Source organism: Actinomadura sp. 6K520 (assembly GCF_004349245.1).
Lineage (GTDB): Bacteria > Actinomycetota > Actinomycetes > Streptosporangiales > Streptosporangiaceae > Spirillospora.
In genome coordinates this window covers 20,129-40,336 of the sequence record NZ_SMLC01000040.1, presented here as the reverse complement: position 1 = coordinate 40,336, position 20,208 = coordinate 20,129, and the positions used below count along the sequence as shown (strand labels likewise).

The 20,208-nt window shown below is 73.0% G+C and carries 15 protein-coding genes; 9 read left to right on the top strand and 6 right to left on the bottom strand.

Annotated elements, in window-relative coordinates; translation table 11 throughout:
* Positions 1-50 precede the first annotated feature (50 nt).
* Positions 51-1,064, bottom strand: a complete 1,014-nt coding sequence (locus E1289_RS13740; RefSeq protein ID WP_131979952.1) for a LacI family DNA-binding transcriptional regulator — start codon at positions 1,062-1,064, stop codon at positions 51-53.
* A gap of 111 nt (positions 1,065-1,175) precedes the next feature.
* Here E1289_RS13740 and E1289_RS13735 point away from each other — a divergent pair, with 111 nt between their 5' ends.
* A complete protein-coding gene (locus E1289_RS13735; RefSeq protein WP_131979950.1) occupies positions 1,176-2,387 on the top strand; it encodes an MFS transporter in 1,212 nt (403 codons plus the stop codon).
* Between the two features lie 9 nt (positions 2,388-2,396).
* Here the strand turns inward: E1289_RS13735 and E1289_RS13730 are convergent, their stop codons facing one another.
* On the bottom strand, positions 2,397-4,058 hold the full coding sequence (locus tag E1289_RS13730) for a phospholipid carrier-dependent glycosyltransferase (RefSeq protein WP_131979948.1): 1,662 nt from the start codon (positions 4,056-4,058) through the stop codon (positions 2,397-2,399).
* 192 nt (positions 4,059-4,250) lie between these two features.
* Between E1289_RS13730 and rsmI the strand changes: the two genes are divergently transcribed.
* Positions 4,251-5,126: a 16S rRNA (cytidine(1402)-2'-O)-methyltransferase gene (gene rsmI, locus E1289_RS13725; RefSeq protein ID WP_131979946.1), complete on the top strand. Its 876-nt coding sequence runs from the start codon at positions 4,251-4,253 to the stop codon at positions 5,124-5,126.
* 50 nt (positions 5,127-5,176) lie between these two features.
* On the opposite strand, the gene E1289_RS13720 is transcribed toward rsmI, so the two are convergent.
* Positions 5,177-6,892, bottom strand: a complete 1,716-nt coding sequence (locus E1289_RS13720) for a glycosyltransferase family 39 protein (protein WP_243712809.1) — start codon at positions 6,890-6,892, stop codon at positions 5,177-5,179.
* 311 nt (positions 6,893-7,203) lie between these two features.
* Between E1289_RS13720 and E1289_RS13715 the strand changes: the two genes are divergently transcribed.
* Both E1289_RS13715 and E1289_RS13710 read left to right on the top strand, forming a co-directional pair.
* A complete protein-coding gene (locus tag E1289_RS13715; RefSeq protein WP_243712808.1) occupies positions 7,204-8,511 on the top strand; it encodes a glycosyltransferase family 2 protein in 1,308 nt (435 codons plus the stop codon).
* A 114-nt stretch (positions 8,512-8,625) separates the two neighbouring features.
* A complete protein-coding gene (locus E1289_RS13710; RefSeq protein ID WP_131979942.1) occupies positions 8,626-10,446 on the top strand; it encodes a hypothetical protein in 1,821 nt (606 codons plus the stop codon).
* A gap of 10 nt (positions 10,447-10,456) precedes the next feature.
* On the opposite strand, the gene E1289_RS13705 is transcribed toward E1289_RS13710, so the two are convergent.
* On the bottom strand, positions 10,457-12,136 hold the full coding sequence (locus E1289_RS13705; RefSeq protein ID WP_131979940.1) for a glycosyltransferase family 39 protein: 1,680 nt from the start codon (positions 12,134-12,136) through the stop codon (positions 10,457-10,459).
* Between the two features lie 116 nt (positions 12,137-12,252).
* On the opposite strand from E1289_RS13705, the gene metG reads away from it, so the two are divergent.
* Both metG and E1289_RS13695 read left to right on the top strand, forming a co-directional pair.
* Positions 12,253-14,055: a methionine--tRNA ligase gene (gene metG, locus E1289_RS13700; RefSeq protein WP_131979938.1), complete on the top strand. Its 1,803-nt coding sequence runs from the start codon at positions 12,253-12,255 to the stop codon at positions 14,053-14,055.
* Complete coding sequence (locus tag E1289_RS13695) at positions 14,052-14,876, top strand: TatD family hydrolase (protein ID WP_131979935.1); 825 nt, start codon at positions 14,052-14,054, stop codon at positions 14,874-14,876. The genes metG and E1289_RS13695 overlap by 4 nt, the downstream gene beginning before the upstream one ends.
* 20 nt (positions 14,877-14,896) lie before the next feature.
* Here the strand turns inward: E1289_RS13695 and E1289_RS13690 are convergent, their stop codons facing one another.
* Positions 14,897-15,892 carry a hypothetical protein gene (locus E1289_RS13690; protein ID WP_131979933.1) on the bottom strand — a complete coding sequence of 332 codons (996 nt, stop codon included), beginning with the start codon at positions 15,890-15,892 and terminating at the stop codon, positions 14,897-14,899.
* 76 nt (positions 15,893-15,968) lie between these two features.
* On the bottom strand, positions 15,969-16,946 hold the full coding sequence (locus E1289_RS13685; RefSeq protein WP_131979931.1) for a hypothetical protein: 978 nt from the start codon (positions 16,944-16,946) through the stop codon (positions 15,969-15,971).
* 242 nt (positions 16,947-17,188) lie between these two features.
* On the opposite strand from E1289_RS13685, the gene E1289_RS40120 reads away from it, so the two are divergent.
* The 3 genes from E1289_RS40120 to E1289_RS13670 all read left to right on the top strand — a co-directional run bounded on the left by E1289_RS40120 (position 17,189) and on the right by E1289_RS13670 (position 20,090).
* Positions 17,189-18,010 carry a resuscitation-promoting factor gene (locus tag E1289_RS40120; protein WP_279487338.1) on the top strand — a complete coding sequence of 274 codons (822 nt, stop codon included), beginning with the start codon at positions 17,189-17,191 and terminating at the stop codon, positions 18,008-18,010.
* A 17-nt stretch (positions 18,011-18,027) separates the two neighbouring features.
* Positions 18,028-18,909, top strand: a complete 882-nt coding sequence (gene rsmA / locus E1289_RS13675) for a 16S rRNA (adenine(1518)-N(6)/adenine(1519)-N(6))-dimethyltransferase RsmA (RefSeq protein ID WP_131979927.1) — start codon at positions 18,028-18,030, stop codon at positions 18,907-18,909.
* Positions 18,910-18,980: 71 nt separating this feature from the next.
* Positions 18,981-20,090 (top strand): hypothetical protein, encoded by a 1,110-nt coding sequence (locus tag E1289_RS13670; RefSeq protein ID WP_243712807.1) that lies wholly within the window; start codon positions 18,981-18,983, stop codon positions 20,088-20,090.
* Positions 20,091-20,208: the final 118 nt, after the last annotated feature.

Genomic DNA, 20,208 nt, shown 5'->3' with positions numbered 1-20,208 from the left:
CCCGGCTTCGCCGGACGCGCCGCCCGGTCCGGGAGGCGCGGACGGCCGCGTCAGGCACCCGGCGGGGCCGTGGACTCCCGGACGACGAGTTCGCCGGGAAGGACGCGGGGGCTCGGGTGTCCGCCGGAGAGGAGGTCGAGCAGGGTCGTCATGCCCTGCGCGCCCAGTTCCTCGGCGGGGAGCCGGACGGTGGTCAGTTCGGGCTCCAGCGCGGTCGCGAGCAGCACGTCGTCGAATCCGGTCACCGACAGGTCGGAGGGGATGTCCAGGCCCCGGGCCCGCGCCGCCTTGTAGGCGCCCGCGGCGATCAGGTCGTCGTCGCAGACGAGCGCGGTCGGCCGGTCCGGGGCGTCCAGCAGCCGCCCGGCGGCCTCCTTGGCCGAGGTGACGTCGATCGCGCAGGTGGCCCGGGTGAGGACACCGCCGGGCAGGGCGGCGACGGCGGACGCGAGGGCGCCGCCCCGGGCGCGGAACGTCCACTGGTCGACGACCGCGCCGACGTGCCCGATCCGGCGGTGGCCGAGGCCGGCGAGGTGGGCGGCGATCGCGCGCATGCCCTCGGCGACGCCGAAGTCGACCGTGGGGACGCGCTCGCCGTCCGGCCCGCCGGCGGGGCCGCTGTCGAGCATGACCGCGGGCGTGTCGCGGAAGCCGCCGAGCGCGTCCACGGCCATCGAGGACGCGAGGATCCCGTCGATCGCCTCGTCCGGCGCGGCGAACGGGCCGTCCGCGGGGCCGACCGCGTCGTCCGGCCAGGTCGAGACGACCACGCCGAAGCCGTGCCGGGCCGCGACCCGCGCGGCGCCCGTGTAGACGGGGCCGAAGAAGGGCGCGCTCAGCGTCGGGACCATCAGCAGGACGGTCCGGGTGGTGCCGAGCCGCAGGTTCCGGGCCGCCTGGTTGGGCCGGTAGCCGAGGCGTTCGGCGGCGCCGCGCACGCTGCGCGCGGTGGCGGGGGAGACCCGGCCCGCCCACTTCCCGCCCAGCACGAGCGAGACCGTGGACTGTGAGACTCCGGCCTCATGGGCCACGTCCTTGCTGGTGGGACGGCCGGCTAACGACACATGATCCTCCCATTCGGCTGGCCGGGACGAATTCAGGGTAGAGCCGGACCACCCCGACGTGGTACGTATGACCGGACGGGTAATACGTATGACTGAACGGCGGGTCCCCCCATGCGCGGCTATGTCGTCTTCCTGCGGAGGCCGTTCGCCGCGAGGCTGCTCGGCGGAACCCTCCTCGGCCGGCTCCCCAACGGGATGGGGATGCTCGCCGTCGTGCTGCACATCCGCGGGGACGGCGGCGGATACCCGCTCGCCGGGACGCTCGCCGCGATCCTCGGCCTGGCGACGGCCGCGGGCCAGCCCGTCCTCGGCCGCGCCATGGACCGGCTCGGCCAGCCCGTCGTCCTGCTCCCGGCCGCCTGCGCCTCCGCCGCGGGCTTCGGCCTGCTCGCCGCGACCGGGGCCCGCCCGCTGCCGCTGTCCGTCTGCGCGGTCGTCCTCGCCGGGTTCGCGACCCCGCCGCTGGAGGCCGGGCTGCGCGCCCTGTGGCCGGACGTCCTGGACGGGCAGGAGCAGGTCGACGCCGCCTACGCGCTGGACGCCGCCGCCCAGGAACTCCTCTTCACCGTCGGCCCATTGCTCGTCGTCGCCGCGGCCGTCGTGAACACCGAGGCCGCGCTGCTGCTCACCGGCGCACTCGGCATCGCCGGGACGCTGGTCGTCGCGCTGTCGGGGCCGTCCCGCCGGTGGCGGGGCCGGCCGCGCGCCGCCGACTGGGCCGGGCCGCTGCGCTCCCCGGGGCTGCGGGTCCTGCTGCTGTCGCTCGCCTGCGCCGGCATCGCGCTCGGCGTCTACGCCGTGGCCGTCGTCGCCTACGCCGAACGGTACGGCCGCGACCTGGCGTCCGGGCTGCTGCTGGCGTGCATGGCGGGCGGCGCGCTCGTCGGCGGGCTCGTCTACGGCGCCCGGCCGTGGGCGGGCGAGCCGAACCGGCGGCTGCCGTGGCTGCTCGCCGCGCTCGCCGCCGGCTACGTCCCGCTCGTCCTCGCGCCCGGCCTGCCCGCCATGTCGGTGCTCGCGTTCGTCAGCGGCGTCTCCCTCGCGCCCGTGCTGGCGTGCAGCTTCGCGCTCGTCGACCGGCTCGCCCCGGAGGGGACCGTCACCGAGGCGTTCGCCTGGATCGTCGCGGCGATCGGCGCGGGCGGCTCCCTCGGCTCCTTCGTGTCCGGCATCGGGCAGGACGTCGGAGGCGTCCCCGGCGCCTTCGCCGGAGCCGGCGCGGGCGGCGTCCTCGCCCTGGTGCTCTGCCTCCTCGGAGCCCGCACGCTGCGCCCGGCCCCGGCCCCCTCCGTCACCGCCGACACCGCCGAAGCCGCCGCCTGACGCCCCGGATCAGACCCAGGACTGGAACCAGATCCGGTCGTGCCAGTCCTCGTAGGGGATCGTCTGAGCCGACAGGATCGGGTGGAAGTACGCGAAGTTCGCCAGCACCACCAGCATGAACGCCCCCGCCGCGGCGGCACCGATCAGCCGCCGCGTCCCCGCCCCGCCGGCGGGCCCGGCCTTGCTCGCCCCGAACTCGGACAAACCGATCAGGTCGTCATGATCGCCGCGCCCAGCGGTGTCCGCCGCGTGCGCGCCCTTCACCCCGGCGGGCGCGGGCCCTATCAGGTACCCCAGGACGAGGACGACCGCCAGCACCATGAACGGGAGCAGCGGCGTCGCGTAGAACAGGAACATCGTGCGCTCGTTGAACGCCGACGGGAACCAGCTCAGCCACCCGGCGAGGAACCCGAGCAGGATCGCCCCGGCCCGCCAGTCCCGCAGCATGAGCCAGAGGAACGCGACGGCGACGAGCGCGGCGATGGCGCCCCACCACAGCGCGGGCGTCCCGATCCCGAGGATCTCGCGGGAGCAGCGCCCCGCCCCGCACGCGTTCTCCGGCTCGTTGTAGAAGAACGCCACCGGACGCCGCAGGATCGGCCAGTCCCACGGCCACGACTGGTACGGATGCCTGTCGTCCAGCCCGCTGTGGAAACCGAGCATCTGCCCGTGGTAGCGCCACAGGTCCGGCAGCGCCTCGAACGGCCGCCACAGCACGAAATCGGCCGCGTCGCCGCGTCCCCAGCCGCCCGGCCGGAAGATCCACCCCCACCAGGTCACCAGGTAGGTCACCAGCCCCACCACGACGAGCTGGACGAACGCGGGAACCGCCTCCAGCAGCATCGTCCCCGCGAACGGCGCCCGGACCCCGGCCGCGCGCCGCGCCCCGTAGTCCCACAGCACGACCATCAGCCCGAACGCGGCGACGTAGAAAAGGCCCGTCCACTTGGTCGCGCAGGCCAGGCCGAGGCAGACACCCGCCGCGTACCGCCACCCGTGCGCCAGGAACGGCCCGTGCGCCGAGCGGTACCCGCCCTCCATCTTCTCGGCGAGGACGCGGCGGGAGCGGTCCCGGTCGTTCACCAGGCACGCGAACCCCGCGAGGATCCAGAACATCACGAAGACGTCCAGCAGCGCCGCCCGGCTCGTCACGAAGTGCAGCCCGTCCAGCGCCAGCAGCAGCCCCGCCGCGCAGCCCAGCAGCGTCGACCCGGTCATCCGGCGGGCCAGCCGGCACAGGATCAGCACCGACAGCGTCCCGACGAGCGCGGGCACGAACCGCCACCCGAACGGCGTCGCCCCGAACAGCAGCTCGCCGATCGCGATCATCCACTTGCCGAACGGCGGATGCGCCACGAACGCCGCGCCCTCCGCCCAGATGTTCGCGTCCGGGTCCGCGATCAGCATCTTGTCCGCGTTCTCGACGGTGTTGCGCTCCCAGCCGAACTCCAGCAGCGCCAGCGCGTCCTTCGCGTAGTACGTCTCGTCGAAGACGACCGCCTTCGGCGTGCCCAGGCCGTCGAACCGCAGGAAACCCGCGAACAGCGTCACCAGCAGCGGCCCCAGCCAGGAGAGCAGCGGGCTCCCCGGGATCGCGGGCGCGAGCCACTCCCGGAGCGGGGGCGGCCGCCGAGACCCAACGGCCGGAGCGGAAACCAGATCCGTCGTCATCAGTGCAGTATTGCAGCGCCCTTGGCGTCAGGCGCTGGAGCGCCTTCCTTCAACGGGCACTGCGCGCGATCGCTGCATCGCTCCGGCTCGCCCAGGGGCTCGCTGCGCGATCAGGTTGCTTGCTTCGCTCGCCACCTGCCTTCGGACGCGATCGCAAGCGTTGGGGTCGGCGCGTGGTTGCGGCGGTGGCTGATGTTGTTGCGGGGGGCGTCATACCGGGAGGATGGGGTCGTGACGGGGAGCTTGGTGCTTGCGGCGGCGCCTATCGGGCGGGTGGAGGACGCCTCAGGGCGGTTGGTCAGGGCGTTGGGGGAGGCGGCCGTGATCGCGGCCGAGGACACCCGGCGGCTGCGGCGGCTGGCCGGGGAGCTCGGGGTGGAGCTTTCCGGGCGGGTCGTCTCCTACTACGAGCAGAACGAGAAGGTCCGGGCCGGCGAGCTGCTGGGGGAACTGCTGGACGGGCGGGACGTACTGGTGGTCACCGATGCGGGGATGCCGGGCGTGTCGGATCCCGGGTACCGGCTCGTGCGCGCGGCGATCGCCGAGGGGGTGCCGGTTTCGGTGCTGCCCGGGCCCTCCGCCGTCACCGCCGCGCTCGTGGTGTCGGGGTTGCCCACCGACCGGTTCTGCTTCGAGGGGTTCCCGCCGCGCAAGCCCGGTGAGCGGGCGCGGCGGCTGGCCTCGCTCGCGGACGAGGCGCGGACGCTGGTGTTCTTCGAGTCGCCGCGGCGGCTGGCCGGCACGCTCGCGGCGATGGCGGACGCGTTCGGCGCGGACCGTCCCGCCGCCGTGTGCCGGGAGCTGACCAAGACCTACGAGGAGGTCCGCCGGGGGACGCTCGGCGAACTCGCCGCGTGGGCGGACGACGGCGTCCGCGGCGAGATCACGCTGGTGGTCGGCGGAGCGCCCGAGCCGGCGGGGCTCACGGACCCGGCGGACCTCGCGGCCGCCGTCGCCGTCCGGGTGGACGCCGGGACGCCCCGCAAGCAGGCCATCGTGGACGTCGCCAAGGAGAACGGCGTCCCCAAGCGGATCGTCTACGACGCGGTCGTCCAGGCGAAGAAGTAACCGGTTCTCGCGGTGCGGGGTTCGCCGCGTGCACGCCTGGTGGGCGGGGCCTACTTGGCCGCGACCTCCGGGACCTTGGGCTCGGCCTGCTCGGCCGGGACCGGTGGCACGGGGGTCGCGGCGACGGCGCCGCGGCGCAGGCGGCGTCCCCAGCCCGCGACCGTGCCGCGGACCTCCGGGGTGAACGCGATGCCCGCGGCCAGCGCCGCCAGCGGGACGGCGGGCAGCACGTACCGGTAGTCGAACTCGGCGGTGGCCGCCGGCGCCAGCAGCAGCCCGGTCGCGAGCGTCCACGGCAGCGCCGCCTGCCCGCCGAAGCGGCGCCACAGCGGGACCAGCCCGGCCAGGCCGATGAGCAGGATGCCGCCGACCATCGTGCCGCGCAGGTAGAAGACGTCCTGGTAGCCGCGGGCGACGGCGCCGAACGGCTCGACCACGCGGGTCTCGGCGTCGCCGCGCTCGTACGCCTTCGCCTCGGCGGACGCGATCGAGTTGGCGTCCATCTGCCAGTCGGGCAGCGGCCTGGTGGGCGTCCTGCGGAACTCGTACTGGGAGTACGTCGCGGGGTCGGGGAACACCGTCCGCTCCCACCGGAAGACGCGGAGGAAGTCGTACGCGACCACCCGCAGGTAGTCGCCGGGCTGGGAGATGATCGCGCGCTTGGCGTAGTCGTTGCTGAGCGCGTTGTTCTCGGGGCCGAAGCGCGTGCCGGGGGAGCGGTTCAGCGGGGACTGGGCGTTCCAGATGCCGTCCTGCGAGTTGGGCAGCCGGTTCGCGGGCTCCGTGCACAGCGGGTACTCGCGGACCGGCAGGTCCTTCATCTTGTGGCAGTCGGCGAACTTGTAGACCCGGGCGTACAGGAAGATCCCGTTGCTCTCGGTGATGGCGAATTTGCCGCTCTCCGCCTTGTACCAGCCCATGTAGGTCAGGACGGGCAGCATGCAGGCCGCCAGCGTGACGCCCATCAGCTTCCAGCCGCTGCGCCGGACCAGCATGTACAGCAGCACGCCGAGGAGCACCGGCATCCCGACCGAGCGGGTCAGCCACGACAGCCCGACGATCAGCCCGACCGCGGCCGCGATCTTCCAGGACGGGCGGTCGTGCCACAGCAGCAGCGTGACCGCGCTCATCACCAGGAAGGTGAACATCGTGTCGGACAGCACCAGGTGCTCGAGCTGGAGCTGGTAGGCGTCCAGCAGGACCGGCGCGGCGGCCAGCGCGGCGCCCCAGCCGGGCAGCCCGAACCTGCGCCGCAGCAGCGCGTAGATCATCACGCCCATGGCCAGGCCCATGAGGTGCTGGAGGGCGGCGACCAGCGCGAAACTGTGGAACGGCTTGAGCAGCAGGAGCAGGAAGGCGTAGCCGTTGGGGCGCAGGGGGTGCGGGTACGGCTCGGTCGCGACGTGCAGGTAGTCGAAGCTGTCGTTGAAGAACATCACCGGCTGGTAGCCGAGCATCGCCACGACGCGGAGCAGCGTCGCTGTGGCAATGATCACACTGAACACCGGGTGCCGGCGCGCCAGCGTCCACAATCCGCGAGCGCGGCCCGAACCGGACTTCGGACCGGTACGTGCCGCGCTTCGCGGGTCACCCGAAAGGGCGCCGTCCAATTTGTCGGCGACTTTCGTCCCGCCGGGCGTGTCGCGGTGCGGGTCGGCGACCTCCGCGGACGCGTTCCCCGTCGCGTCGCCGCCCCGCGCGGCGCCGTCCGGCGTGGTGACCGGCGCCGTGCCGAGCGCCGTGCGCCGTGCTGGTTCGCCCGCCACTGCCGCACCTCCCCTGTGGTGTCCGGCCCCCGGTCCGGTGGCACTGCGTTCTCCGCCGCGCGTCACAGCCGACCCAACCTTTCCGGGCCGCTGTGCCCGTATGCTTGACGTCCTAGCCTGCCGCCCGCGACCGTGGCGGTGAGGGTTTTTCGGTTGCAAGTGGGCAACACGATACGGGTGCTCTTGACGAGAGCGGCCATCATTACCCGTCCCCGGCAGGCATCATGAACCGACGACGGGCCGCACCGCGGAACAAAAGAGATTACTGGAAGACACCGCAGACGGTCACCAGGGGTAACGAAGGAGATCGCGTGGAACTCTCCGTAGTGATGCCATGTCTGAACGAGGCCGAGACGGTCGAGACCTGCGTCCGCAAGACGATCGGTTTCTTCGAGGACAAGGGCATCGACGGCGAGGTCGTCATCGCCGACAACGGCAGCACCGACGGCAGCCAGCAGCTCGCCCGCGAGGCCGGGGCGCGCGTCGTGCCGGTGATCGACAAGGGGTACGGCAACGCGCTGATGGGCGGGATCGCCGCCGCCCGCGGCCGGTACGTCGCCATGGGGGACGCCGACGACTCCTACGACTTCACCACCCTCGGGCCGTTCCTGGACGAGCTGCGCGACGGCGCCGACCTCGTCATGGGCAACCGCTTCAAGGGCGGCATCGCCGAGGGCGCCATGCCGCCCCTGCACCGCTACCTCGGCAACCCGGTGCTCAGCTTCGTCGGCCGGCTGTTCTTCCGCAGCAAGATCGGCGACTTCCACTGCGGGCTGCGCGCCTTCAACAAGGACTCGATCATGCGGCTGGGGCTGCAGACCGGCGGCATGGAGTTCGCCAGCGAGATGGTCGTCAAGGCCACGCTGCAGGGCTACGACATCCGCGAGGTCCCGACGACGCTGTCGCCCGACGGCCGCACCCGGGCCCCGCACCTGAACACCTGGCGCGACGGCTGGCGTCATCTCCGCTTCCTCCTGCTCTACAGCCCGCGCTGGCTGTTCCTCATCCCCGGTCTCGTCTTCATGACTCTCGGACTGGTCGCCGGGATCGCACTGTCGACCGGCCCGGTCACGGTCGGGGAGGTCGCGTTCGACGTCGACACCCTCGTCGGCGCCGGCGCCGCGCTGGTGATCGGCTTCCAGGCGGTGCTGTTCGCGCTGCTCACGAAGGTGTACGCGATGCAGGAGGGATTCCTGCCGCACGACCGCCGCGTCCAGAAGATCATCGACTGGTGGAGCCTGGAGCGCGGCCTGCTGCTCGGCGGCCTGCTCGCCGTCGCCGGCCTGGCCGGTCTCGTCGCGTCGCTGCTGCACTGGCGGGTCAACAGCTTCGGCGAGCTGGACCCGCGGCACTCGCTGCGCATCGTCGTCCCCGCCGCGACCGCGCTCGTGATGAGCTTCCAGGCCATCTTCGCGTCGCTGTTCGTCAGCATCCTCGGCATCCGCCGCCGCCAGCACCCGCCGCTCACCGACCCGGCCGAGGAGGCCGCCGGGGTCGTGGACGCCGCCGTGCGGAAGGTCGCCGAGGGCGAGGACGAGAGGGAGACCGCCGGGCAGGCCGCCGAGGCGGACGGCGCCAAGATCGCCATCCGCAAGGCGGTTCCCGAGGACGACGCCTAGCCTCCCGCCGGCCGGACGGCGGCCGGGCCGGCCGCCGCGAAAGCCGAGAGCGCGAAAGCCGAGAGCGCGAAGGCGGAGAAGCAGCTGAGCGTTGTAGCGGGGGTCCGTACGTCGATGAGCACGCGAATACCGGCGGGCGCCGATTCCCCGGCCGTCGCGCGCCCACCGGTCGCGCCCGCCGAACCGCGCACCGCCCCCGCCCGGCCGGGCCGCCGCCGCTGGGCCCTGCTGTTCGGCCTCGGCTGGCTGGCGCAGGTCGCGGTGCGGCTCTGGCTCGGCTCCGAGCAGACGGTGCCGGTCGCGACACCCGACGAGTCGGGCTACCTGTTCGCCGCCCGGGTCCTGACCGGCGGCCCCGACGCCGACATGTCGGCCGGGACCGTCTACCGCGGCGGATACCCGCTGCTGCTCCTGCCCGCGCTCCTGTCCGGCGACGGCCCGGTCGCCGTCTACCGCGGCGCACTGGTGATCAACGCGCTGGTCAGCGCGCTGATGCTGCCGCTGGGCTACCTGCTGCTGCGCCGCCTCGGGGTCCGCGCGCGCTGGTCGTACGTGTTCGCGCACGTGACCGCGGTGCTGCCGTGCGTGCTGTTCTACTCCGAGTTCGTGCTGACCGACGCGATCCTGCCGGTGGTCCTCGCCGGGTGGCTGCTGCTCGTCCACACGTGGCTGAACGCCCCGCCGCCCGAGGACTGGGGCTCGTCCGTCCGCCTGCACCTGGCCGGGGCGGGTGCCTCACTGCTCGTCGCGTACGCCTTCGCCTGCCATTCGCGGGGCGCGATCCTGCTGGTCGCGCACGCGGGTCTGCTCGCGGCCGCGCTGGTGTGCCGGTGGCGGCGGTGGCACGGCGTCTCCCTCGCGGTGCTCGCCGCCGCCGCGGGGACGGCCGCCGCGACGCTGCTGAACCGGTCGCTGCTGCCGCACATGTACCCGCACGGTGACAACGACCTCGGCGCCAACATGGTCCGGCGGCTCACCACCGAGGACGGGTGGGCCTGGACGACGTCGCTCGGCACCGGCCAGGTCTGGTACCAGGCCGTCGCCACCGGCGGCGTCGCGGCGGTCGGGCTCGTCGCCGTCGCGTTCGCCGCCGTCCGTCCCTCCGCCGCGTCCGCGGTGCCCGGCACCCCCGGGCGGACGCGGGCGCTCGCCCTCGCCGTCATCGCGGTCGTGGCGGGCATCGCGTTCGCCACCTCGGCGGCGCTGCCGGTCGAGTACCGCATCGGCAACTACGTCTACGGCCGCTACCTCGCCTGCATCACCCCCGTGCTGTTCGCCGTGGGGGTCGCGGTCCTGCTGCGCGCGCCGCAGCGGGCGCTGCTGGGGGCGGCGGCAGCGGCGGCCGCCCTGACCCTCGCCGCCGCGTCCGTCGTCCAGTGGTACGCGGGCGACCTGCTCAGCCTGTACACCTACACGGCCTACGACTTCCCCGAGACGGCGTTCCTCACCTGGGACTGGGCCGAGTTCCACCTGTGGCGCGCCACCCTCGCCGGGCTCGTCATCCTGTTCGCGGCGGTGGTGGCCGCGCGGCCGCGGCGCCACGGCCCGCCGGTCCTCGCCGCCGTCCTCGCCGCCGTCGGCATCGGCATGAGCGTCACCGCCACCGACCGCATCGCCCGCCCGCTGGTGCGCGACGCGATCGCGCAGACCGACCTCAGGCGAAGCGTCGACCTGCGCGACCAGCGCTCCATAGCCGTCGACTGGAACGTCCCATGGACGACCCGGCTCTCGCACTACTACTGGGCGTGGTGGAGCGAGGGAAGCGTCTTCGACTCCCGCTGGACGCCGCCGCCGCAGCACGCGGACCTCGTCGTCCTCGCGTGGCCGAAGAACGTCCCCGCCAGCGCGTCCTGGCCGCACGGCGCCCCGCCCGGCTGGCACGTCGTCGACAGCCGCCGCACCGCCACCGGCGACTGGGCGGCCTGGAGCCGCTAGCCGTCAGCCGTTAGCCCGGTCCGCGGAGACGGGTGGCGGGTGGCGGGTTCCAGATTTCGAGGGTTCCGTCGGAGGAGCGCCAGCGGAGCGTCCAGCCGTGGTCGGCGGGGCGCCAGCCGGACGCGATCTGCGACTCCATGCCGCGCCAGCGCGTGTAGAGCATCGGCCCCTCCCGCGCGTTCGCCGGCACCTTCGGCAGGTAGTGCGGGAAGTCGCGGATCTCGCCGCGCCACACCGGTTCGCCCCACGTGTCCCGCGTGTAGAACGTGAGGGTCTGCGCGAGCCGCCGGTCGGCGCAGATCAGCGTGATCTCACGGTGCTCGGTGAGGTAGCCGCGCAGCTCGTGCCACGCCTTGTCGCGCGGCAGGTCGGGGACGGCGCTGACCGCGGCGACCGCGTACGCACCGCCCAGCGCGACCGCCACCACCGGGACGACGACCCGGCGGACGGCACGCGACCGGAGCCGGAGCCGGGAGAGCAGCCCGGACGGCAGCATCCGCGACATCAGGATCAGGGACCCGAACCCGCCCGCGAGGAGCGCCGGCAGCACCGCGAACCAGTACCGCTGCAGCCAGGCCCGCAGCTTGATGTCGGTCGGGTCGAGGACGCCGGAGAACAGCGTCAGCGGCACGGCGAGGGTGCAGAACCACACCAGCACCAGCGCGAGCCGCCGGTCCCGGGTGACGGCCCAGCCGACGATCGTCAGCACCAGCGCGACGGTGAAGACGGCGCCGAGCGCGTGCCAGTCGTGCATGGCGCGCGGGAACGAGCGGAGCGCCAGCTCGCGCGTCACGTGGTCGCGCGACTCCCCGCCGTGCGTGGCGGCCGAGACGAGCCCGGCGAGGGGCGTGCCCCACACGATCTGGTTGTGGATCAGGTTGGCCGCCAGGATCGCCAGCATCGGCGCGCCGACCGTGAAATTGCGGCGCCACGGGATCCGCAGCAGCGCCAGGTACACCGGGATGGCGAGGAACAGGAACGCCAGGAACTCCCGGACGAGGAACGACGCGCCGAGGCACACCCCGGCGGCCAGCAGCAGCCGGGTCTGGGCCCGCCCGGTCCGGCGGCCCGCGACGACCAGGCCCGCCATCCCGAGCGCGAACAGCCCGGCGCCCGGCATGTCCGGCAGCACCACCCCGGTCGACCAGGTGATCTCGTGCCCGAACGGGTTGGTCATCGTGAAGAACGGGTGGACGAGCAGGACCGCCGCGGACGCGATCCCCGCCACGTCCCCGAACAGCGACCGGACGACCAGGTACGTGCCGGTGAAGAACGCGCAGCCGCCGAGCGCCGCGACGACGAAGTAGCCGGCCTGGCCGGGCCCGAGGACCTCCTGGACGAGCCGCGCGGGCAGCACGAGGCCGAGCCGGGTCACCTGGTGGGGGACCTCGTTGAACGGCCACCTCGTGAGGGGGATGTCGGGCCAGGAGCCCGCGGCGAGCCACACGTAGTACGGGTCGAAGTACAGCGGCGGCGTCAGCAGCACCCACTGCGCGGCGATCGCGGACACCGACACCAGCAGGGACAGCCACACCACCCGCCGTGTCCGCCGCAGCCGGGCGGCCACCCGCGCGGCCGGGGACCGGCGCCGCCGGTCCCGCCCGGCGTCCCTCGTCGCTCTCGCCGCCCGCTCGCCGGGCTGCTCGCCGGCCTGCCGGTCGGCCTGCTGGTCGGCCTGGGTGTGGGCCATGCCTCGGTTCTGCCTTCTGGGGAGCCTGCGGTTACTGGAAGGGCGTACCGCCCGCCGGGCGCCGGACCAGGCTACTCGCGCACATCGCCCCCCGCGACGCGACTACCCTTGATCCCATGTCCTCGTCAAGCCGTCACATCTTGACCGCGCCCGCATGGCCGTACGCCAACGGGCCCCGTCACATCGGGCACGTCTCCGGTTTCGCGCTGCCCGCCGACATGTTCGCGCGCTACCAGCGAATGGCGGGCAACAAGGTCCTGATGGTCAGCGGCACCGACGAGCACGGCACGCCGATCCAGGTGCAGGCCGACAAGGAGGGCGTGTCCGCCCGCGAGCTCGCCGACCGCTACAACGGCGTCATCGCCGAGGACCTGCACGGCCTCGGCATGTCCTACGACCTGTTCACCAGGACCACCACGCTGAACCACTACGCCGTCGTCCAGGAGATCTTCAAGGGCCTGTACGACAACGGCTACATCTTCCCGCAGAAGACGATGGGCGCGATCTCGCCGTCCACCGGCCGCACGCTCCCGGACCGCTACATCGAGGGCACCTGCCCGATCTGCGGGTACGACGGCGCGCGCGGCGACCAGTGCGACAACTGCGGCAACCAGCTCGACCCCGTCGACCTGATCAACCCGGTGTCCCGGATCAACGGGGAGAAGCCGAAGTTCGTGGAGACCGAGCACTTCATGCTCGACCTGCCCGCGTTCACCGAGGTCCTCGGCCGGTACCTGCGCGGCAAGCAGGGCGGGGCGCTGGCGTGGCGGCCGAACGTGCTGAAGTTCGCGCTGAACCTGCTGGACGACCTGCAGCCCCGCGCGATCAGCCGCGACCTCGACTGGGGCGTCCCGATCCCGCTGGTCGGCTGGCGGGACAATCCGGCCAAGAAGCTGTACGTGTGGTTCGACGCGGTCGTCGGCTACTTCTCCGCCTCCGTCGAATGGGCCCGCCGCTCCGGCGACCCGGAGGCGTGGCGCGCCTGGTGGCAGGACCCGGACGCCCTGTCCTACTACTTCATGGGCAAGGACAACATCGTCTTCCACGCCGAGATCTGGCCGGCGATGCTGCTCGGCTACGGCGGCAAGGGCGACCGGGGCGGCAAGCCGGGCTCGCTCGGCGAGCTGAACGTCCCGACGGAGGTCGTGTCGTCGGAGTTCCTGACGATGGAGGGCAAGAAGTTCTCCTCGTCCCGCCAGGTCGTCATCTACGTGCAGGACTTCCTGGCCCGCTACGACGTGGACGCGCTGCGCTACTACGTCGCCGTCGCCGGGCCGGAGAACCAGGACACCGACTTCACGTGGTCGGAGTTCGTCCGCCGCAACAACGACGAGCTCGTCGCCGCGTGGGGCAACCTCGTCAACCGGTCGGTGAACATGGCGGCGAAGAACTTCGGCGCGGTCCCGGAGCCGGGTGACCTCACCGACGCCGACCGCGCGCTGATGGAGCGCAGCCGGAACGCGTTCCGGGCCGTGGGCGCCGAACTCGAACGGTCCCGGTTCAAGAACGCGATCACCGAGGCGCTGGACGTCGTCCGGGACGCCAACCGCTACCTGTCCGACCAGGCGCCGTGGAAGCTGAAGGACGACCCGGCCCGCGTCCGGTCGATCCTGCACACCGCGCTGCAAGTGGTGGACGACGCCAAGTCGCTGCTGACGCCGTTCCTGCCGTACTCCTCCCAGCAGGTGTACGAGATGCTCGGCGGCCAGGGCGTGTGGAGCGGCATGCCGGAGCTGAAGACGGTCTCCGAGGAGGGCGGGCCGGACTACCGCGTCCTGACCGGCGACTACGCGACCGAGGCGCGCTGGGAGTCCACGCCCATCAAGCCGGGCGTCCCGCTGACCAAGCCGACCCCGCTGTTCAAGAAGCTGGACCCGTCGGTCGTCGACGAGGAGCTCGCGCGGCTGGAGAGTCCGTGAGCCGCAACGGCGACGGGCAGTCCGCGCGCTCGTTCCCGCCGCTTCCCGAGCGCCTCCCGGTGGACGTGTTCGACAGCCACTGCCATCTCGACATCGTCGACACGCCGGTGCAGGAGCAGGTCCGGTCGGCGCGGGCGGCGGGCGTCACCCGCATCGTCACGATCGGCTGCGACCTGCCGTCCTCGCGCTTCGCGGTGGACGCCGCCGGCGATTTCGACGACGTGTACGCGGCGGTGGCGATCCACCCGAACGAGACGACCGGGGTCCTGGACGCCGTCCTCGCCGACGTCGAGCGGCTCGCCGCGCACCCGAAGGTCCGCGCGATCGGGGAGACGGGCCTGGACTACTACCGCGACTGGGCGCCCAAGGAGGACCAGCACCGCTCGTTCCGCGCCCACGTCGAGATCGCCAAGCGCACCGGCAAGGCGCTCGTCATCCACGACCGCGATGCCCACGACGACGTCCTCGCCGTCCTGGACGAGGTGGGCCCGCCGGAGAACGTCGTCTTCCACTGCTTCTCCGGCGACGCCCGCATGGCGGAGATCTGCGCCGAGCGCGGCTACGTGATGAGCTTCGCCGGGAACGTCACGTTCAAGAACGCCGAACCGCTCCGCGAGGCCCTGCGTGCGGCACCGCTCGACCTGGTGCTCGTGGAGACCGACGCGCCGTTCCTGACCCCGCTCCCGCACCGGGGGAAGCCGAACGCGTCGTACCTGATCCCGCACACGGTCCGCGCGATGGCGGAGATCAAGGGCGTGCCCCTCGCCGAGCTGTGCACCGCGATCGCCGCGAACGGAGAACGCGTCTTCGGCCCCTGGTGAGCCGCGGCGGGCGCGGCCGGTCAGTCCGTGGTGCGGAAGGTCGCGAAGGCGATGACGATCGCGACGTCCCGGAACGGCGGCGGCGCCGTGCTCTCCACCCGCACGACGCACCGCCGCCCGGTGTGCGCGATGGTCGCGACCGTGGCGCCCCGCGAGTCCGTGACGCGCAGGCTGCTGGAGTGCCTGCCGTCGAGGTTCGCCGCGGAGCCGATGAGCGTTCCGCCGGGGTCGAGGATCTCGTAGGCGCGCGGGACGGGGGCGATCCTGCGGATGAGCGCCAGCGGAGTCCCGGACGGGTCCAGCAGGACGTCCTCCGGTTCGAGGTCCACGCCCGAGCGGTACTCGACGACCGCGAGCGTGTGCCCGCGGGGACCGGTCAGGGCGCGGAACTCGGTCGCGTCCCGGTTGAGGCCGGCCGCCCTGTCGAAACCGGTGCGCTCGAACAGCCGGCGGCGGCGGCCCGGCACCTCGACCGGCCGGTGACCGGGCGACGGTGCCCCGGGCGGGCTCAGCGTGGCGTGGGGGAGGCCGTCCGCGTGGAACACCTTGTCACCGGAGACGACGAGCAGCGTCCCGCCGGCGGGGTCGGCGAGCAGGGACTCGGCGAGCTTGCGACCGGACGCCAGGGTGGCCCGCAGCGCCCACAACCCGATGAGCGGCGCGAGCAGGAGGGGCACGGCCGTGAGGAAGAGGTACCAGCTCCTGCCGAATCCGCCGGCGTAGGGGCCCATGGGGCCGAGCCGGACCGGGACGGTGTCGCCCTCCTGGTCCTTGTCCAGCCCGTAGATCTCGCCGGAACCGGTGTCGCCGCCCTCGGCGCGCCACGTGCCCGTACAGGTCGTGTTGGTGGACTTGTTGTTCCGGATGGTCTCGCAGTTCGTGACGGACGCGGTCGCCTTCTCGCCGTACACGAACGTGTACGTCATCACGACCGGCCAAAAGAGCATGGCGGCGACGGCCGCGATGAGCAGCGTGAGCGCGACGAGCCGAACCCGGAGAGCAGCATGCGATCGCATGGACACTTCGACTCACCGCCCCGCTCCGCCCGTTCCCCGTCATCGTGACCGATCGGCCGCGCGAGAGGTGCCGGGGTCAGTCCGAGCGGAGCTGGATGAGGGCGAGGGCGAGGGCGGCGTCGCGGAGCAGCGAAGACGCCCGGCTCTCCACCCGCACCACCCATCGGCGGCCGGACGTCGCCGCGGTGGCCACGGGCAGGCCCCCGGCGTCCCGGATGAGCAGGTTCCCGCCCAGCTTGCCGACGGCCGGCCTGGCGGACCCGATCGCCTCGCCGGCCGGGCTCAGCAGGCTGTAGTGGAGGGGATAGGCCGAGAGGCGGCGGACGACGACCAGCGCGGCGCCGGCCGCGTCGAGAAGCACGCACTCCGTTTCGAGCTCCTTGCTCGTGCGGGCTTCGACGAACATGAGCGGCCGCCCGGCGGTGCCGACCACGGCGGTGAACTCGGTGGCGTCCCGGTTGATGCCGGCCACCGCCTCGAAGACCGAACGCTGGTGTCCCCGGAAGGGGCGGCCCGGCACCTCGGCGCGCCGGTACCCGGCGGGCGGCGACTCCGCCTTCCGAACCGTGGCGAAGGGGCTGCCGTCCGCGTGCGTCACGGCATCGCGGGTGACGATCACGAGGCGCCCGCCGCCCGGTTCGGCGAGCAGGGATCTGGCCAGCCTCCGGTTGCGGCTGAAGAAGGGGCCGAGCGAGAACGCCACGACCACGGGCGCGAGGAGGGCGGGCACGGCGGTCAGGAAGAGCACCCACGAATGCCCGAATCCGCCGGCGTAGGGGCCCATGGGGCCGATCCGGACCGGGACGGTGTCGCCCTCCTGGTCCTCGTCCAGTCCGTAGATCTCGCCGGAACCGGTGTCGCCGCCCTCGGTGCGCCACGTGCCCGTACAGGTCGTGTCGGTGGACTTGTTGTTCCGGATGGTCTCGCAGTTCGTGACGGACGCGGTGGCCTTCTCCCCGGCCACGAAGGTGTACGTCATCACGACCGGCCAGAAGAGCAGCGCGGCGAAGATCACCAGGAGAAGGCCCAGGGCGGCCGCCAGTCGCCGAGCCATCGTATGGTCCCCCCGCATTGACTCCCCGCCAGTACGGCGCCGAGTCTCGCACACCGGGGGATCATGGAAGGGACGTACAGCGTCATGTAGTGGATCGGGCGCGTTCTGTATCGGCTGGGTGGTGCGACAAGGGGTGTTTGTGCGCGTTTGAGGGCGATGAGGTGGCGGAGCACGGCTGGGGGGCTCTAGTCTCTGGCCGTTGAATGGGCACCCCCTGGCCCGCTCCACTGGAGGAACCCCCCGTGCTCTGGAAACCCGTGCGCCGAACTCCGCCCGTCGTGTCCGTCCTTGTGGCGGCCGCACTGCTGGCGACGGCCTGCGGCGGCGACGGGTCGGCGGCCAAGAACGACCTCGCCGCGGCCGACCCGCCCGCGAGCTCGCCGCCCGCGCCGCACAAGGTCGTCATCGTGGTCGACGGCAAGCGGACCGAGGCGATGACGACCGGCACGACCGTCCAGCAGGTCCTGGCCGAGGCGGGCATCCCGCTGGGCCGGTACGACCTGGTCAAACCGGCGGCGGACCAGCCCGCCGGGGAACTGGTGAAGATCGTGCGGCTGCTGTCGAAGCCGAAGCTGACGGTCGTGAAGACGCCCGCCAAGACCGTCCGCAAGAAGAGCGACTCGGTGCCGCCGTGGAGCGAGAAGGTGCTGCGGGAGGGGCGCTCCGGCATCAAGATCGTGAAGTGGGCGTACGTGCCGCGCAAGGACCGGAAGGGCAAGACCCGGAAGGTCAAGAAGGTCCTCGCGCAGAAGGTGAAGCGCAGGCCCGTCACGCGGATCCTCGCGGTCGGCCCGCAGTCGGCGGGGACCGGCTCGGCGGCCGGGCTGAACTGGGCCGGGCTGGCGAAGTGCGAGTCCGGCGGCAACCCGAAGGCCGTGAACCCGGCCGGGTACTACGGCCTCTACCAGTTCTCCATGGCGACGTGGCAGTCGGTGGGCGGGACGGGCAGGCCGTCCGACGCCAGTCCGGACGAGCAGACCTACCGCGCGCAGATGCTCTACAACAAGGTGAACGGCCGCTGGCAGGGGCAGTGGCCGAACTGCGGGAAGTTTCTGTTCTCCTGAGCTGGGACACTTGTCCCGTGGGGGAGACATCGCGCCTGCTCGGGCCGGCGGAAGTGCGGGCGCTGGCGGAACGGCTCGGCATCCGGCCGACCAAGACGCTCGGGCAGAACTTCGTCATCGACGCCAACACCGTCCGGCGGATCGTCCGGTCCGCCGGCCCGGCGCCTGACGACGTCGTCCTGGAGGTCGGCCCCGGGCTCGGGTCGCTGACGCTGGCGCTGGTGGCCGAGGTCCGGCGCGTCGTCGCGGTGGAGATCGACCCGGTGCTGGCCGCCGAGCTGCCCGCCACGGTCGCGGCACGGGCGCCCGACGTCGCGGACCGGCTGGAGGTCGTGCACGCCGACGCGATGAAGATCACGGACCTGCCGGGGCCGGCGCCCACGGCGCTCGTCGCGAACCTGCCCTACAACGTCGCGGTGCCGGTCGTCCTGCACCTGCTGACGGCGCTGCCGTCGCTGCGGTCCGCGCTCGTCATGGTGCAGGCGGAGGTCGCCGACCGGATGGTCGCGCCGCCCGGCGGCAAGGTCTACGGCGTGCCGTCGGTGAAGCTCGCCTGGTTCGGCGAGGCCCGCCGGGCCGGGGCCGTCGGCCGCGCGGTGTTCTGGCCCGCGCCGAACGTCGACTCGGGGCTCGTCGCGTTCACCCGCCGGGAGCCGCCGCCGACTACGGCGACCCGCCGGCAGGTGTTCGCGGTTGTCGACGCGGCGTTCGCGCAGCGCCGCAAGACGCTGCGCGCGGCGCTCGCGGGCTGGGCCGGGTCCGCGCCCGCCGCGGAGGAGGCGCTGCGCGCCGCCGGCGTCGACCCCCGGGCGAGGGGCGAAGCTCTGGACGTGGCCGCCTTCGCCCGCATTGCCGAGTATGGTCCTTCAGTCTGGGGAGTTGATCCCCGAGCCCGCTAGGCGCGGTTCGGCGCGGCGGGTTGAGCATCCTTTCCGTCCCGGGGGCACGGGGTCGGTACGAGCGGAGGTCGATGGTGAGGGCGCGGTCGCGCACGGCGCGGGCGAAGTTGCCGATCGTGGGGACGGCGCTGCTGGCCACCGCGGCGATGATCGCCACGGTGGCGGCGGGCTGCGGTGGCGGCGCGGGCGCGGCACCGAAGATCACGACGACGGCGCGGCCGGGTGTGGCGCCCACCCCGCCGGAGCAGGGCGCCTACTTCGGGGCCTGGGTGCCGCCGGACGACGGCGGCCGGAAGAAGGGCCGCGACGGCGAGAACGGCGGCTCCGCGTCCCCCTCGGGGGCCACCTCGGCCTCGCCGTCGCCCGGCAGGCCGGACATGGCGCCCGTCACCGGCTTCGAACGCGAACTCGGGCGGCGCCTCGACATCGTGCAGAGCTACCGGGGCTGGACGGACGACTTCCCCGGCGCGCTGGAGAAGTCCGTCGCCGACGGCAACCGCTACCTGCTGCTGACCTGGGGCGGCGCCGACACGAGGAAGATCGTGCAGGGCGAGTACGACGAGCTGATCCAGCGGCGCGCCCGCGCCGTCAAGCAACTGGGCCAGCCGATCTTCCTGCGCTGGTCGCGGGACATGGAGGCGGCGTCGGCCAAGAAGCGGGTCCACTCACCGCAGGACTTCGTCGCCGCGTGGAAGCACCTGCGGCAGGTCTTCGAGCGCGAGCAGGTCCACAACGTCGCCTGGGTGTGGTGCCCGACGGCCCGCGGGTTCGGCGGCGCCGACGCCGGCGCGTTCTACCCCGGCGACGACCACGTGGACTGGATCTGCGCCGACGCGCAGCCCGGCTCCGACTTCGACTACCGCGACCTGTCGGAGTCCCTGAAGCTGTTCATGCAGTGGGCCCGGGACCGTCCCAAGCCCATCATGATCGCCGAGTTCGGCGTCCCGGTGTCCTACGGCGAGCGCCGTGCCGAATGGCTTCGCGAGGCGTCCAAGACGCTGCAGGACCCGCAGGTCAAGGCCGTCGTCTACTTCAACTCGGACGAGCGGGCCAAGAACGCCCGCGACCGGCGGCGCGCCTTCGCGGTCAACGGGGACAAGCACGCCCTCTCGGCGCTCCGCGAACTCGCCACGACCCCGTACTTCAACCCGCGCAACCTCCCGGTCACCAGCGGCGACTGATCAACGCCACCCCCCAGGCCCCCCGGAAAAGCCAGTGTCTCTCTGGGGGGACGCCCCCCAGGCCCCCCGGAAGAGCCCGTGTCTCTCTGGGGGGACGACCCCCCAGGCCCCCCGGAAA